This is a genomic window from Undibacterium sp. SXout7W, from assembly GCF_049339385.1.
In the GTDB taxonomy this organism is placed as follows: Bacteria; Pseudomonadota; Gammaproteobacteria; order Burkholderiales; family Burkholderiaceae_D; genus Undibacterium.
Genome location: NZ_JBMPPF010000009.1, coordinates 21,134 through 36,963 on the forward strand (window position 1 = coordinate 21,134; position 15,830 = coordinate 36,963).

The 15,830-nt window shown below is 50.0% G+C and carries 13 protein-coding genes; 6 read left to right on the top strand and 7 right to left on the bottom strand.

The window, feature by feature from the left end:
• Positions 1–234: 234 nt before the first annotated feature.
• Together ACO0LB_RS10310 and ACO0LB_RS10315 are read right to left on the bottom strand one after the other, a co-directional pair.
• The gene (locus ACO0LB_RS10310; RefSeq protein ID WP_423049018.1) at positions 235–789 is read right to left on the bottom strand and encodes a hypothetical protein; all 555 of its coding nucleotides are present in this window, start codon (positions 787–789) and stop codon (positions 235–237) included.
• A 132-nt stretch (positions 790–921) separates the two neighbouring features.
• Positions 922–1,419 (bottom strand): hypothetical protein, encoded by a 498-nt coding sequence (locus ACO0LB_RS10315; protein WP_423049019.1) that lies wholly within the window; start codon positions 1,417–1,419, stop codon positions 922–924.
• A 390-nt stretch (positions 1,420–1,809) separates the two neighbouring features.
• On the opposite strand from ACO0LB_RS10315, the gene ACO0LB_RS10320 reads away from it, so the two are divergent.
• From ACO0LB_RS10320 to ACO0LB_RS10330, 3 genes are all read left to right on the top strand, one after another.
• Entirely contained in the window at positions 1,810–3,060 is a 1,251-nt protein-coding gene (locus ACO0LB_RS10320) for an exonuclease SbcCD subunit D C-terminal domain-containing protein (RefSeq protein WP_423049020.1), read from the top strand.
• Positions 3,057–7,007 carry an AAA family ATPase gene (locus tag ACO0LB_RS10325; protein WP_423049021.1) on the top strand — a complete coding sequence of 1,317 codons (3,951 nt, stop codon included), beginning with the start codon at positions 3,057–3,059 and terminating at the stop codon, positions 7,005–7,007. Before ACO0LB_RS10320 ends, ACO0LB_RS10325 begins: the two co-directional genes overlap by 4 nt.
• A 148-nt stretch (positions 7,008–7,155) precedes the next feature.
• Complete coding sequence (locus tag ACO0LB_RS10330; protein ID WP_423049022.1) at positions 7,156–7,485, top strand: DUF2322 family protein; 330 nt, start codon at positions 7,156–7,158, stop codon at positions 7,483–7,485.
• A gap of 108 nt (positions 7,486–7,593) precedes the next feature.
• On the opposite strand, the gene ACO0LB_RS10335 is transcribed toward ACO0LB_RS10330, so the two are convergent.
• Positions 7,594–8,823 (bottom strand): hypothetical protein, encoded by a 1,230-nt coding sequence (locus ACO0LB_RS10335; protein WP_423049023.1) that lies wholly within the window; start codon positions 8,821–8,823, stop codon positions 7,594–7,596.
• A gap of 190 nt (positions 8,824–9,013) precedes the next feature.
• Between ACO0LB_RS10335 and ACO0LB_RS10340 the strand changes: the two genes are divergently transcribed.
• From ACO0LB_RS10340 to ACO0LB_RS10350, 3 genes are all read left to right on the top strand, one after another.
• Positions 9,014–9,322: a single-stranded DNA-binding protein gene (locus tag ACO0LB_RS10340; RefSeq protein ID WP_423049024.1), complete on the top strand. Its 309-nt coding sequence runs from the start codon at positions 9,014–9,016 to the stop codon at positions 9,320–9,322.
• A gap of 221 nt (positions 9,323–9,543) precedes the next feature.
• Positions 9,544–10,281: a substrate-binding periplasmic protein gene (locus ACO0LB_RS10345; RefSeq protein ID WP_423049025.1), complete on the top strand. Its 738-nt coding sequence runs from the start codon at positions 9,544–9,546 to the stop codon at positions 10,279–10,281.
• A gap of 321 nt (positions 10,282–10,602) precedes the next feature.
• Positions 10,603–11,430 (top strand): substrate-binding periplasmic protein, encoded by an 828-nt coding sequence (locus ACO0LB_RS10350; RefSeq protein WP_423049026.1) that lies wholly within the window; start codon positions 10,603–10,605, stop codon positions 11,428–11,430.
• A gap of 39 nt (positions 11,431–11,469) precedes the next feature.
• On the opposite strand, the gene pssA is transcribed toward ACO0LB_RS10350, so the two are convergent.
• The 4 genes from pssA to ACO0LB_RS10370 form a co-directional block, all read right to left on the bottom strand.
• Positions 11,470–12,837: a CDP-diacylglycerol--serine O-phosphatidyltransferase gene (pssA, locus tag ACO0LB_RS10355; RefSeq protein WP_423049027.1), complete on the bottom strand. Its 1,368-nt coding sequence runs from the start codon at positions 12,835–12,837 to the stop codon at positions 11,470–11,472.
• 122 nt (positions 12,838–12,959) lie between these two features.
• Positions 12,960–13,583, bottom strand: coding sequence for a methyltransferase (locus ACO0LB_RS10360; RefSeq protein WP_423049028.1), 624 nt, complete (start codon positions 13,581–13,583; stop codon positions 12,960–12,962).
• Between the two features lie 60 nt (positions 13,584–13,643).
• The gene (gene ubiB / locus ACO0LB_RS10365; RefSeq protein WP_423049029.1) at positions 13,644–15,209 is read right to left on the bottom strand and encodes a ubiquinone biosynthesis regulatory protein kinase UbiB; all 1,566 of its coding nucleotides are present in this window, start codon (positions 15,207–15,209) and stop codon (positions 13,644–13,646) included.
• Entirely contained in the window at positions 15,206–15,778 is a 573-nt protein-coding gene (locus ACO0LB_RS10370; RefSeq protein ID WP_423049030.1) for a ubiquinone biosynthesis accessory factor UbiJ, read from the bottom strand. The genes ubiB and ACO0LB_RS10370 overlap by 4 nt, the downstream gene beginning before the upstream one ends.
• Between the last annotated feature and the right edge of the window lie 52 nt (positions 15,779–15,830).

Here is a 15,830-nt window from a genome sequence, read left to right on the forward strand (position 1 = left end):
AGTTTGTACTGCCTCAGCTCTGCACATGTAGCGAAATGTCTTCACATACTGCTGCATGCCACTAACAAACAACACCAGGAAAGCCGGGCTTTGTACGCTGCCGTTCAACTCAACTTTTTAGGCTTAATCTGATGACGATATCGGGTGAAGCTGTGCGCATAGCGCCGCCGCAAGCGTGCAGGCTACGATCGGGCCTTGTTATGCCTGATTATGATGCCTGATTATGGTGCCTGATTATGGTGCCTGATCTAAAAGCTGATAAAGGCGTGGGGTTCGCTGGCGCCATACTCCAGATGCAAGATCAGCGAAATGCTGACGGCAAAAAATAGATACTGCATAGGCCTTATTACTCGGGTTGGTTTTTTCGATAAGCTTGATGCTTTCCGTTAAGTAGGTTTCGGTCTGCACGAGCTGTTCGCGAAAAGCAGGCTGCTTCTCTGCCATTTGAGCCCAATAGTACTCAGCCCTCTCAATATCGTGCGCCTCCACCGTCTGCCATCGCTTTAGCTGACCAGCCATTTCAACTGCTTGAGCCGGTAAACGTGCCGAACACTCACGCAACAATACCTGAGCCGAAAAAGCGTTGGTTTTCATCATTCCTACCGCCTGACTTGGATTGTCGGCATCTGAGTAAGCCAAAGTCTGTGCAAGTACTTGCACAGGAATCTGTGTCGCAAAAACAAAGACTGCGATTCGAATAAGCTGCATGCGTTCTCCAGATAACTGAGCAGGTGCGATATTGAATAAAAGATCAACAATAACGGCATCATTATATTGGTACTTACGCAACACATATAAAAATAGAAAAATGTCCGAGTTACTGACACAAGTAATGTGTCAGAAAACCTCATTTCCTACGCCAGGGAATTTAGTTTTTCCCGGCTCAAAATCGCAGCGATATATACGAACGCAGCACCATCGCTAAACATAAATATCCAAACGTACTCCCAATGTCAGATTCGCAGCCGTTGGTCGTGAGTGCTGATTCGGCAGCACAGTATTAGCCTCTGATGCATTCACGATGTTAGCTTGGTTGACTCCGGTCACCTGGACTGACCCAGCCGTTGCCAGCGTTGCATTAACTCTATTGAGATCATTGGTCGGGTTATTACTATCGACAGCGAACTCGCTCTGTATACCGTCTGCACTTGTTGACGTTGACGACGAACCAGGTGTTGCTTTATCTGTCTGTGCGATGTTGTCACGAATCGCTGCAATTTTGCTGCTGATGGCCTGAATCTGATTTTTGCCTTCCAGCGTCTTCGCAGAATCACAATTGATGCACTCGGACAACTGACGTTGATATTGCGCCAGTTGCGCCTCAAGGCTGGCTTTGGCTGATGGCGATCGTGAAGGAGATGCTGATAAGGCTGTATTTATTGCAGTACGCGAAATTGTATGTTGAATAGCAGACACCATATGCTTCACCTGAAAAGTTGATCACCATTGCCCACACACATCAAATCTGCAATCGATACCGCGGCAAATCATCAGTGAACAGATATCAGCTTAGTCAGTAAAATCGGCCATACCTTACAGATCACATGAATTCTTATAGAACTGACTTAAAATCGCCCCAACGGCATTATGGCGCCTAGTTTTACAAGCGCCGAAGCCGTTACTGTCTTTCACGCAATGCTTTGCCGGGATAACGTTGCGTCATTCAGGCTTATATTTCAGCTTATATTCCGGCTTACAGATTCCTGTTGATATCAATACAATTCGGGCATAGTGAGTCTGTTACAGTGACAGTAGACTCCTACGGGAACGTCACTTCGTTCTTATTTTCATTTGCATCAAAGGTTTCCCTTGCGCTTCATACATACTTCCGACTGGCACCTCGGCCAGACTCTGCATCAGTTTGACCGCAGCGTTGAACATCAGGCTTTTCTCGACTGGCTGAGCGACACGCTGGTCAGCGAGCAGGCCGATGCTTTGCTGATTTCCGGCGATATTTTTGATACCGCCAATCCGTCGGCGGCTGCACAAAAGCAGTTTTACCGTTTTCTGCAACAGAGCAAAGCGCGCCTGCCGCAATTGCAGATCGTCATTATTGCGGGCAACCATGACTCGCCGGGACGTCTTGAAGCACCGGCACCTTTGCTCGATGAACTGAATATCCGTGTCACCGGTTTCGTGCCGCGTCTTGCCGATAGCAGCATCGATGTCGCCTCGTTGCTGATGCCGCTGAAAAATGCACACGGCGATATTGCCGCGTGGTGTATGGCGATACCCTTCCTGCGCCCGGGTGATGTGCCGCGCGCAGAAAACGCGAATGATCCGTACATGGAAGGCATAGCGCTGCTGTATCGTCAGGTCTTGCAACACGCCATCAACATACGCGAACCGCAACAAGCCATCATCGCGCTGGGGCATTGCCATATGGTGGGCGGTGAAATTTCTGAAGAGTCGGAACGCCGTATCGTCATCGGCGGTACCGAAGCTTTATCGGCAAATATTTTTGACGGCAACGTCGCTTACGCTGCGCTCGGGCATCTGCATCTGGCACAAAAAGTCGGCAAGCAGGAACACCTGCGTTATTGCGGCAGCCCGCTGCCCTTGTCTTTCGCCGAAGTCGGATACCACCATCAGGTAGTCCGCGTTGATCTGCAGGACAATCAGGTCAGAGCGATCACGCCACTGTATGTGCCGCGTGCAGTCGCCTTATTGCGCGTACCGGAAAAACCAGCTCCGCTGGCACAGGTGCTGGTGGCACTGACGGCACTCGATATTCCACACGACACTCCAGCCGAACGCATGCCGTTTCTGGAAGTGCGCGTACGCCTGAATGCGCCGGAACCCGGCTTGCGCGCAGCGATAGAACAGGCGCTTGAAGGCAAGCCAGTGCGGCTCGCAAAAATAGAAACCAGTTTTGCACAAAAAGAATCATCCATTACAAATCGCGTCGAGTTGGATGAACTGGAAAGACTGCATCCGGATCAGATCTTTGATCGTCTGTATCAAAGTAAATTCGGCGACGAAAATCAACATGGCACACCGCCGGAAATCAGCACTGCGTTTGCCGAATTATTGCTGGCAACGCCGGAGGTGCAGGCATGAAAATTCTGGCACTCCGCGGTAAAAATCTGGCCTCACTGGCGGGTGAGTTTGTCGTCGATTTTGAACAGGAACCCTTGCGTTCCGCTGGCTTATTCGCCATCAGCGGCGCCACTGGTGCGGGTAAAAGCACGCTGCTCGATGCACTCTGCATGGCCTTGTATGAAAATACACCGCGTCTGGTGAAAGCCGGTGGCAATAAAACCCTGCCGGATGGCAAAGAACTGATCTCGCAACAAGACACCGGCAACCTGCTGCGCCGTGGCACCGGCGAAGGCTATGCCGAAGTGGATTTCACCGGCAATGATGGCATCAGTTATCGTGCGCGCTGGAGCGTGCGCCGCTCGCGCAACAAGGCTAATGGCAGCTTGCAACCGACCACGATGACGCTGCATCAATTGCCGGAAATGCTGGCCATCGGCGGCAAAAAAACCGAAGTCAAAGACGAAATCGTCAAACGCATAGGACTTAAATTTGAACAATTCACGCGCGCTGTTTTGCTCGCACAAAATGAATTTTCCAGCTTCCTGAAAGCCGACGATAACGAACGTGGCGAATTACTTGAAACACTCACCGGCAGCGACATTTATTCTGTCCTGTCGAAACGTGCTTTTCAGCGCGCCAAAGACGAGCGCGAAGCACTGGAACGTTTTCACAGTCGTCTGGCCGACAATCAGCCATTGAGCAATGAAGAACGCGCGTCACTGGAGCAGCAGATCGCCGCCGCACAAACGACGCTGGAAAAACTGAATGCCCACAGCGCCGCAATTGAACTGCATCTGCGCTGGCATCAGGATGCTGAAAAATTCACGCAAAGCGAGCAGGCCGCGCTATCCGATTTGCAGGAGCGTGAGCAGGATTCTGCCGCCAGCATCCCGCGCCAGCGCTTGCTGGAACAACTTGATCAGGTGCAAAGCGCCCGCCCTTTGTTCGCCGACATCACCCGCCTGCAACGCGAGATTGTGCAAGATCAGGCGACGATAGAAGCTGCGCAGCATCAGCTGCTGCAAGCGCAACAGGCGCAACAACAAGCGCAGGCGGCATTCCTTCTCGCGCAAAACGAATTGCAAAGCAGAGAACAGGAGCAAGCGGCCGCTGCCGTCTTGCTCGATCAGGCAAAAGCACTGGATGCCAGCATAGAAATTATGCTGCCTGCGCATCAGGCTTTACAGCAAAGTAAAGAGCAAGCCGATCTTGCATGCGGTGACGCCAACACGACATGTCTAAGCAAGCAAAACGAACTCGGCCAGTTGCAAAAGCGTATGGCGAACTCGGCGCAATGGTTGCAACAACACGCCTCGCTACGTGTGCTCGCTGAACATTGGGATAAATGGGATACCTTGTTATCCCAAGCCGCCGTTGCCCGCGCCGACCACGAACGCCATCAGACCAATATCCTCGCACTGGATGCAAAACAGGTGACGCAGCAAGCGCAGGCAGCGCAGCATGCAGCCAACCTAAACACTGCGGAAGAAGCACTGGTTGCCGCCGATCAGCAACGCCAGCAAACCGCGCAGGCATTCGCCGTGATGGATTTCGACACACTCCGTCGCAACAAACAAAGCGCTGAAGAAAAACGTGAACAACTCAGCAGCGGTATGCAATTATTGGGGCAGTTACAAAACCTCGATACGCGTCTGCGTAGCGTGCATTCACAAGCAGATCAGGCGCGACTGGCGGTCACTGCCGCACAAGCCGCCAGCGTGCACGCGAGCACGACCTTGCCAGCATTAAGCGCTGCGTTGCAGCAAGCAGAACGCGCACTCAGAAGCGCAGAAGCAGCCTGCGCCGACAATGTAGAAAATCTGCGTGCGCAATTACAGGATGAAGCGCCCTGCCCTGTGTGCGGCGCGACGGTGCATCCGTATGCGCAGGCCGACAGCAATCCGCAATTGCATGCGTTGCTCACGCAACTGCAAGCGCAGGTGCAGGATTGCCGTCAACAAGAACAGCTCGCCCGCGAACAAGCCAGCCACCACCACACACTGACCACACAACACGGCCAGCAGCTTGCACAACTGGAGCAGGAACTCAGTACCCTGCACGAACAGATCGCAAGCCAACAGGCGCAGTGGCAACAACACGCCATGTTTGCGTTCGCCGCATCTGATGAATTACCTTATCAGCAAACACGGCAATCACTGGAACAACAGCAGCAAGCGCTTCACATCCATTTTGCAGAAATGCAAAAAAGTGAGGCCGTTTATTATCAAGCCCTGCAGGCCAAAGATGCCGCACAAGCCGCATGGGATAAGGGGCATCAGTTATATATCAGTTCAAAAGAAGCACACAGCGTTGCATTGAACGCGCTGGCAAACACCGTCGCAGAGCGTGCGACTAACGCGGAACAGGCGATACACAGCCGCACCCGGCTTGACGACATATTGAATGAACTCGATGCCGCTTTTGCCGTCACAGATGTCGTTGACGATGACAGCAACAATGCACAAGCTTCCTGGCGCGATCACTGGCATGCATCCGCGATCGCCTTCCAGCAGCAATGCAAACAAAATGCCCTCGCCTGGCAACAGCAGCAGCAAACGCATCAGCAAGCTGAACTCGGTATTGCAACGCTGAATATCAGTCTGGAAGGCAGCCGCATTCAGCAGCAAAAGGCGAACGACGATCAGCAAGGTATTGCGCTGGCACTCAGCAACAGCGAGCGTGCGCTCAGCGAAAAACAACAGCAACGCCGCACGCTGTTTCAGGGCGAAGCCGTTTCGGTGATCAGCGAGCGTTTCGCCAATGCGATACAAGCAGCAAAAGACCAGTTGGCGCAACATACGATCGCCGCCAGCGCCAGCCAGCAACAACTCAGCCGCAGCACCGAAGCACTCGCCCAGGCACAAGCGCGGCGCAGCTTGCATCAGCAAGAAGCGATTAACGCACAAACGCAACTGACTGCTTGGTTAGCGCACTACAACGCTCAGGCTGCCAATGCTAAATACAGCGAGGCTGAAAGTGATCATGGCGATGAGGATGCTGCATCGATTGGCAGCATCCTCACCGAAGCGCAGTTGCGCACGCTGCTGGAGCATGACAATACATGGATCAGCGCCGAACGCAGCGCACTGCAAGCGATTGCCAATGCGCGTCAGCAGGCAGCGACGGTATTGCAGGAACGCCGCCAGCAAAGCAGTGCCCATCAATTACAGCGACCACCAGCGTTACCACAGACAGATGTTGCTGACGCCGAAGATAGCGACAACACCACAGCAACCAGCAACAGCGTTGACGACAACGCTCCGTTGGCAGAACAAGCCGCAGAAGAAGATAGCAGCAATGCGGCACACGTCACCCGTTTGCAACAACGCCTGCACACCCTGCATAGCGAGCGTCAGCAAGCGCAACAGCATCTGGGCCAGCATCAGCTTGCCAAAGCGCAGGACGATGCGCGGCGCCTTCAGTCTGCAGACCTGCTGCAGGAAATGCAGCAGCAACAACACCGCCAGCGCATCTGGGCGCAACTCAATGATCTGATTGGTTCGCAGGACGGTAAAAAATTCCGCAATTATGCGCAGCAATACACACTCGATGTGTTGCTCGCTTATGCCAATCAACATCTGCATCAGCTGGCGCGGCGTTACCGTCTGCAACGCATACGCGACAGCTTAGGTCTGATGGTGATTGATCAGGATATGGGCGATGAAAACCGCTCTGTGCATTCGCTGTCCGGTGGCGAATCTTTCCTCGTTTCACTCGCCCTCGCGCTCGGTCTGGCATCGCTGTCGAGCAATCGCGTAAAGGTCGAATCGCTGTTCATCGACGAAGGCTTCGGCAGCCTCGACGCCGATACTCTCAGAGTCGCCATGGATGCCTTAGACAGCCTGCAAGCCCAAGGCCGCAAAGTGGGCGTGATCTCACACGTACAGGAAATGACCGAACGCATCGCAACGAAAATCATGGTGCAAAGAACAGCGGGAGGACGGAGTTTGGTGGGGGTTTTATAAACGTTTATATTTCTTGTCATGTTCAATAATCAGATGTAATTGAACAAGATATGAATATGACTTTAGAATGCTGTTTTTTGATTGCATGACGATATTGTCACTCGCAATTCGTTTAGATAATCAGTTCATTGATAGTAAAGGAAACCCCATGCAATTTAGTGAAATTCTAGCCACCTTACCAGCCATTGATCACGTCGCCGCGCTGGAATTATTTGACGGTGATTTGCTCGTCGCCCGGCTGGAAAACAAGCCCGGCACGGCGGGCAGCGTGCGTGTCTATCATGCGTTGATGCAGGAGTTTGGCGAGATCAATACTGCAGCGGCAACGCAAGGGCTGAGTTTGTATGCGGAGCACACTGCGGATGCCAAAGCGTTTCCGGGCAAGCATCCGAATATCGACCGCTTGCTGACGTTGATCAACAATGCCGCTGAACATACTGGCGCTCAATCTCTCGCCGTCAAACTGATGGCGCAATAAGACACAGAGTGTGGAGATGTGCGGCGCTGATGTACAGTACTAATGCGCCGCACGTGCTGCTCAGATGAGTGTAAAAAAGTAAGGCTGCTACTATTTACGAGGCGAGTACTACGCCATCATCGACGCACTTTTTGGGTGACGCAGCAGATCAGTCAATACTTCCCAGCGTAAATCCTGATTTGTTTTTCCAGCGCGTTTTTCTATGTACGCCTGCACGACATCCTGTCCAAGGTTGTAGTTAATCACATAGGATCGCAGTTGCTCGATAAAGCGTATGCGCTGCGCTGAACGGTCTGCATCTGAGAGGCTGTATTTCATTAACATGGCAATCGCAGCATCACGATCTATTTCACCATCAAGGTATTGCTTCGCGACCATATTGCCCGCATACGACAATTTTTGCAGTACAGCTTGTATCTGGTAATAGCGTTCGGCTTTGGCGGGATCAATACCGGCTAATGGAAACAAAACGTCCTTCTCAAACTGCATACGTTCAGTATGTGGGAAGGCGACGTCGATACCATAATTCGCACTACCTTCAGCCAGAAATGACATCGGTGAATACAGTGGATATATCGCGTACTCTATCCAGCCTTTTTCTTTGACCAGTTCATTTTCGATCAACACATTAAAGACATGGTGTCCCGGGTAGGCTTCGTGGCTGGCGAGGTCAATCGCGCGGCTGATAAACATCGGAAAATCAGTGTTGACTTCGATCAGACTATGGCTATTTCCTTTGTACCAGTTATAGGCACTCCAGACTTTATTGCTGACGTAGGAAACCTGAAAACTTTCATGTTCAGGCAAGGTGATATAGCGTCTGGTGCGGGCGCGGGCTTCGTTGATGGCGGCAGTAAAAACGGCATCGAGTTTATCGCGAGGAATTTCAAATGCTTTGTTGTAAGCAGACAAGCGCACATTCAGATCGCTGCCTTGAATTTCCGCAGGCAATAGTGCCGCCAGTTCTGCCAACGTGATATCGAGATCTGCCGGGGTCAATGGCGGAGATACTGCATCGTACAAGGCCCTTGATTCATCATCGAAGGACAGTTTGCTGCCATTGAGTTGAGCAATAAAAGTCCGCACAGCATGTAACTGCAGAACTAAAAATTGCTGGCGTTCCAGCTGATCGTCAGGAGGTGCAGACAAACTGCGTGCGTGCTGCAATAAAGTATCGGCTTGTGCCAGTAATGTTGGCAACGGCGTTGCCGACGATTGCTGCGCTTCCGTCTGCCAGGATGATGGGCCGATATACGCATCGACATAGCCAGCATCATGCTGCCCGACAGCGAGTACCAGTTTGACGTAATGTTCTGCGATGTGATTGATGTTCATCATGTTGATCTATAAGCGAGAGTAGTTGTCCAGTATAACAATCTGAGGATGAGGCAAGACAATTGCTGTATTCTGCCGTTTGTATCGCCATTCACATCAGCCACGTCATGATGTGATGTGATGTGATGTGGATCATAGTGCCTGTGCATGAACGGTGTGCAGGGTTATTTGAGATCGTTGGAGAAAAGAACATATGATAGATGCATTAATTGCCGGACGTCTGTACGGCAGTGCGGAAGAACGGACAGGGCAGGCCGGCTCGGTGTATGTAACCTGTAAAGTAAAAGTCATGACGGAAGATGGGGATACGATTTTGTGCAATGTCATTGCGTTTCAGGATCATGTTCGCAACCATCTGCTGCAGTTGAATGATGGCGAGAGTCTGTCTTTATCCGGTGCACTGACGCCTAAAGTCTGGACAGACAAACAGGGCAAAACCAGACCGGCGATTGATCTGATCGCACATGCAATGCTGACGGTGCATCAGGCGCCCGTAGTATGATGCGATGAAGACTGCCAGCGCTCTGTTTCCTACCGCATGTAGCACTCCTTTTTGCCCTGTTCGAGTGCAGGGATAAAAGAATGATGGTCTGTTACCACATACCACTTGAAAATAAGGACTGTGAGTTGCATTTCTGTCTTGAATCGTCCAACATTTGAACAGGGAAATGTGTTCATCATGTATCGCCTGGCGATTCATGGCTCTTAGCAGACAGGACGAGTATGGTTTTTTTGTGGCGTTTCATGTGGTTGCCTGGCATGCTTGCCGCTTTATTGGCAAGTCAGGCGCATGCGATCGAATTGCGTATTCACGTGTCACCTCTGCCACCGTATGTGATGAACAATCCACAACAGGGTATCGTCAGTGAACTGATACAGAAGGCGTTAGCAACACAGGGAATCAAAACCGTTTTTATTCTGTCGAATAACAAGCGCATGGAATCTGAAGTAGCTGCTGGCACAACCGATGCGGGCTTTGCTGGCATTCCGGTTGACCATCCAGGTATTTATTTTTCTGATCCACTCATAGAATACGAAAATATCGTCGTCTCACTGAGTAGCAGTCGATTAAAAATTAATCAGATTGCTGATCTTTCTCACAAAAAAATCATCACTTTTCGTAATGCTAAAAAGATATTAGGCAAAGAATTTGCCAGCATCACAGAAAACAATCCCGGTTATTTCGAAGTCGGTGAACAGCGTTCACAGTTACCGATGCTGGATGCAGGACGGGGTGACGTGATCTTACTGGATAAGCGTGCGTTCCTGTATTTTGCACGGTCACTCCACGGCAGCAATGACATACGCCAACGTTATACCCAACATGCCTTGTTTAAACCTATTTCTCATGCACTTGGCTTTTATCGTCAGCAAAATCGCGATATCTTTAATCTGGGCCTGAAAGTCATCCGCCAGAATGGCGAATATGCTGAAGTGTTGCGACGCTATATTGGTGAATAAGTGAGAAACTTTGTCCCCCTCTACTGCAGGCAGGAAAAATACTCGTATCAAACAGCACTGGGAATATCCTGGCCATGATCTCTGCAATAGCGTTCAACACGCTATGCTCAAGCAACCAACCGCATAGCAAAAGATAATCAATTGCTATGAACCAGACTCTGCTGCATTTTTGACGTATCACCACGGCAACATTTATCTATTTTAAAAATATTAAATCAAAGAATATTCTGCAATTCTTGTATCCTTTTGATTTTTCTTACTATAAATTAAGGCTAAGCGCTGTATTGCGAGGGATGTTCCACTTTCTCTTTGGCTGACCTCATGGACTGGATGTTCAACATTGATTTATTCGTCTTACGCCGTTCAATGCGCTGGCTGGCATTGGCTTTAGTTTGCCTGTTCGCTATAGGAACCAGTACGCTCACAATCGCTCAGGAATTACAGATTTACACCGAAGACTGGCCGCCAGTAAGCTTTGGGAATGGCAACAAAGTCGATGGAATGGCGGTAGAGATGGTGCAAGCGTTACAAGTTCGCATTAACAACACGCAAGCCATACAACTGGTGCCGTGGGCCAGAGGCTATAAGGCCTTGCTGGAAGAGCCAAATGTATTGCTGTTTACCGTGGGTCGCTCGGAAGAGCGTGAAAAACTCATGGTCTTACTCGGGCCACTCGCCATCTCCACTACCGCTTTGTATACACGCAAAGGTAACGCCGCGAATTTACAACTACTGGGGGACGATATACAAAAATTAACTGTGGGCGCTTATCGTTCCAGTATTTTTGCTGATACCGCCAGAAAAAAAGGGTTTACTCGTATTGAGCAGGCAGGCTCTCCGCAAGTGATTGCCACGATGTTGATGGCTAAGCGTTTCGATTTATGGGTGGAAGGCAGTCTCGTAGTCGCCTCAGTCATGAAGGATATCGGGCACTCTGTCGATGAAATTGAGAAAGTGAAAGTTCTCGACAGCCTGGAACTGTATCTGGCATTTTCGACACCGACTTCAGCAGCGACAATTAAACTCTGGGAAGATGCTTTGCGGGCGATGAAAAAGGATGGCAGTTTCGCCAGAATTCATCAAAAATGGCTACCGCACGAAACACCCCCGCTACAAGTTATCCGACTGAATCCTCCCGGTAAATTCTGAACGTTGAATTTCAACATCGTGCATCAACCACACTCATCGCTACAGAACGCGATACGCCAGACGATCCAGCCTGACGCGACTTAATCTGCTCAGTAATTTGCGGACAGCCCCTGGGTAATCTTCCAGTTTATCTAATGCATGAAAACTGCTGATGCGAGTAGTATGCTGCATGATGCTTTCCAGCTCTGCCTGCCATTGTTCGCTGAGTTCTTGCTGCGGATCATGGATCAGCAAGGCATTTTCCAGATCAAGGCGAAAGGCACGGGGATTCAGGTTGTTACCCGTCATTAAAGCATAGCGCTGATCTATCCACATGCCTTTCAGATGGTAAGTATTGTCAGCATCTTTCCAGCAATGCAGATTCAGTTGTCCATGCCGGATTTCAGCCTGATGGGATTTGGCAAAGCGCCTTAAATTGACTTCATACAAATACGGTAAAGCAGCAATCACCTTAAACGGCTGCTCTGGCGGGATGAAAAAATCGTTGGCCGTTTTGTCGCCGACAATAATATCAATCTTCACACCACGCTTTAAAGCACGATTAATTTCCCTTGTCAGAACCAGCGGAAAATTAAAATAAGGGGTACAAATGGTGATCTGTGTTTTGCTTGCCGCAATCAACTGGCAAATCACACGATTGAGCGGATTGCTTTTTCCCACACCAACTAAGGGTGTGATCATCAGGCGTTGCTGCTGATCGGCAGACTGCGGAACGGTAAGGTGATAACGCGCTTTTTTCAGCTTTTCACGAAAATGATGAATGTCATTGCGAATATGACGTGTCAACGGTATCTCTGGCTTATCCAGTCTGTGCACAGCCGCCGCACACAATACATATTCACGGATAAAGTCGGTCATGCAATTGGCCAACAATTTATTCTGTATCAGCCAATAACGATCATGTCGGTATTTATCAAATTGATGTAAATACACATTATTCAGACTAGCACCGCTGTAAATGACCAGATCATCAATCACATAACCTTTCAAATGCAAAACACCAAATAATTCTCTGGTTTGCACAGGCACACCGTAGATCGGCACGCTGTCTGCATGACTATGACTCTGAGCCTGAGCTTGATACCAGGCAGCATTACCGACGACTTTGCCTGGCTGTCTGGCTTCACCAATCAGACCACGCTGAGCACGGTGCCAATCGACTAACACGACAATGTCCAGCGAAGGGCGTGCTGCTTTCGCCGCATATAAAGCAGCCAAAATGGCCGCACCTGCTTCATCCTGTTGCAGATATAAACTGCAAAGATAAATACGGTGCCGGGCACTGGCGATTTTTTGTAATAACTCAATACGATATTCTGCAGCACTGTGCAGTATGCGTATGGAATCTGGCAGCAAAGGAATGGCAGACAACTGCGTTAATGCTTGGTGGGATTTGAATAGGCGCATGTCAAAGCAATGCAGTTAACAACAGCGCAGATGGTAACACTCCGTACGGCCAGAAAACAGCCTGCGAAGCTCCATCAACTCACTTATCACGCAAACGTCACGGACATGTCATATTGCCGTCGTTAAAGCGTGTCATCTGAGCGTCGCCGCCAAATTTTCCAGCATTCGCGGCCAGCAAAGACAGGTATGGAATCCGTCACATCACGCTCTTCCAGCAACTCAAACATGGGTGTCATCAACAACTGAAATTGCTGACGTGTGATCGCAAACGGAGGTCCTTTAGGATTGTCAGCCGCTGTCTCATCATAGAAAAAATAGCCCGCCAGCAAAGCACCGGGAGACAACAATTCTGCCCATCGTTTTACCACTGATTGACGTAATGACGCCGGTAATGCGCAGAAAAAAGCTCGTTCATAAATCAGGTTTGTTGTCTGAGTGGGAACATAAGTGAAAAAATCTGCCTCAATGACATAGCGTCCCCATTCACCGATAGTGGCTTTGGCACTGGCCACGGCTGCCGGAGAAAAATCAATCGCGGTGACATTCCATCCTGCCTGTGCCAGATAAGCCACCTCGTAGCCGTTACCACACCCAGGAATCAATACCGTCAATGGTGTTGCCGTCGCCTGCACAAACTCTTGCAAGGCAAGCGGCACATCGCCTTTGTCCCACGGCGTGAATTCTTTTATAAAACGCTCATCCCAGAACCCGGGGCTCTGCGGATCTCTGGATAAAAAATCAGCCATGCTGTTTCATCTTCACAGATCAATATCACAACAAACCGAGCAAGGTAGAAGCGACATCACTCACTCGACAAAATAAAAATGCAGTAATAACTGCGCGACCAGTATTCCGGCAAATAAACCGCCACCAAAATAGACGATCGTACGTAACAAGGCATTAGTACTGCGCTGCTCCTTCAACAAAGCCAGCAACATCTCATTGCTGTATTGTGGTTCGGCAGCACGCGTCAGTGCCTGATGCGCGAGGCGAGGCAATTGTGGAAAAATATGACTGTATCTTGGTGCTTCGGCTTTGAGTTTATCGAGCAGTCCATGAAATCCGACTTGCTGCCCCATCCAACGCTCAAGATAAGGCTTGGCGGTTTTCCATAAATCCAGCTCAGGATCAAGCTGACGTCCAAGCCCCTCAATATTCAGCAGTGTTTTTTGCAGTAACACCAGTTGCGGTTGCACCTCAACATTAAAGCGACGTGAAGTCTGAAACAAACGCAACAACACTTGTCCGAACGAAATATCCTTCAGCGGGCGATCAAAAATAGGTTCGCAACAAGCCCTGACGGCGGCTTCCAGTTCGTCAATACGGGTTTCCTTTGGCGCCCATCCTGATTCGATGTGCGCTTCTGCAACACGTTTATAATCGCGCCGGAAAAAAGCCAGGAAATTTTGTGAAAGATAGTCTTTATCGAAATCATTGAGCGTGCCAACAATCCCGAAATCCAGAGCAATATAACGACCAAACGTTGCTGCATCAGTTGATACCAGAATGTTACCCGGATGCATATCAGCATGAAAAAAACCATCACGGAATACTTGTGTGAAAAAAATCGTCACACCATCACGTGATAGTTTTTGAAGATCAACACCAGCGTCGCGCAAACGATCAAGTTGTGAAATAGGAATACCATTCATGCGCTCCATCACAATCACCGATGGCGAACAATAATCCCAGTGCATTTCAGGCACCAGCAATAAATCTGAATCAGCAAAATTGCGGCGTAGCTGACTGCCATTCGCCGCTTCACGCATGAGATCGAGTTCATCATGCAGATACTTATCAAACTCCGCCACCACTTCACGCGGTTTCAGGCGTTTGCCATCTGCCCACAGAGACTCCAGCCAGCTGGCGGCAATCTGCATCAGCGCCACATCCTTGTCGATCGTATCTTTCATGCCGGGGCGCAACACTTTGACCGCGACATTGCGACCATCTTTTAACACCGCAAAATGTACCTGTGCAATGGAAGCGGACGCGACAGGAATCCGATCAAAACTGGCAAATAACTGATCCGGATGCGCTCCCAGCGAACGGGTAATCTGTGCTATCGCCAAATCACTGTCAAATGAAGGAACACGATCCTGCAATTTTGCCAGCTCATCGGCAATATCTGGCGGCATCAGATCACGGCGCGTGGACAGTACTTGTCCGAATTTGACGAAAATCGGTCCCAGGTCTTCCAGCGCCTTGCGCAAGCGCTCCCCACGAGGGGCAGACAGATCGCGCCAGAACAGCAAGGCTTCGATCAGGCGGGCGGTACGGGGCACTGCCAGACCAGAAATAGCAATCTCGTCTATGCCATAACGAATAGCAATACGGATGATTTTAAGCAGCCGCAAAAATTTCAATATCATCCCTGCGACCTTTCGAGTTTTTCGAGGCGCTTGATGAGGCGTTCGACGTCATCTCGCGTTTTATTGACTGCACTTCCAAACCCGGCAACCGCAGACGGTCTGACCAGCATCGGGTTTTCTTCCAAAAAATATTCAGCCAGATTCTCCTGTATTTTCTGATGCGTCTGCTGCGCTGTCCGGAATAAGGTATCGGCAACAGACACCATGCGTACAGCGGCGACCTCACCAAATAACTTACTGAGGTCCGATTCTGCTTCCCAGCGCACATTCTGACTCAGATGAGAAATCGTATTGGCAAAATCCGCATCGCCTTCGATCTTGACATAAGAAAACGCACGTTCGCGATGTTGTGCAATCAAGGGCAGATCACCGGGTTTGACACGTATCGTCACATTCGCCGGTACTTCAGCACTCACAGTCTCGACCAGACCGTCTGCGCCTACTTTCAGTCGCAATTGGAATGCCTGTACATCAATGCAGGCGACTTTACCGTGGTGAGCAAGTAATTTGTTTCTGGCCCAGGGTTCCTGTGCCAGCAGATGATTGATGAAAGGTGCGATGGAAATCATGTCGGTATAAAAAAACCGCCCGGCTGAATTGCGGGCGGTCTTAAGTTTAACA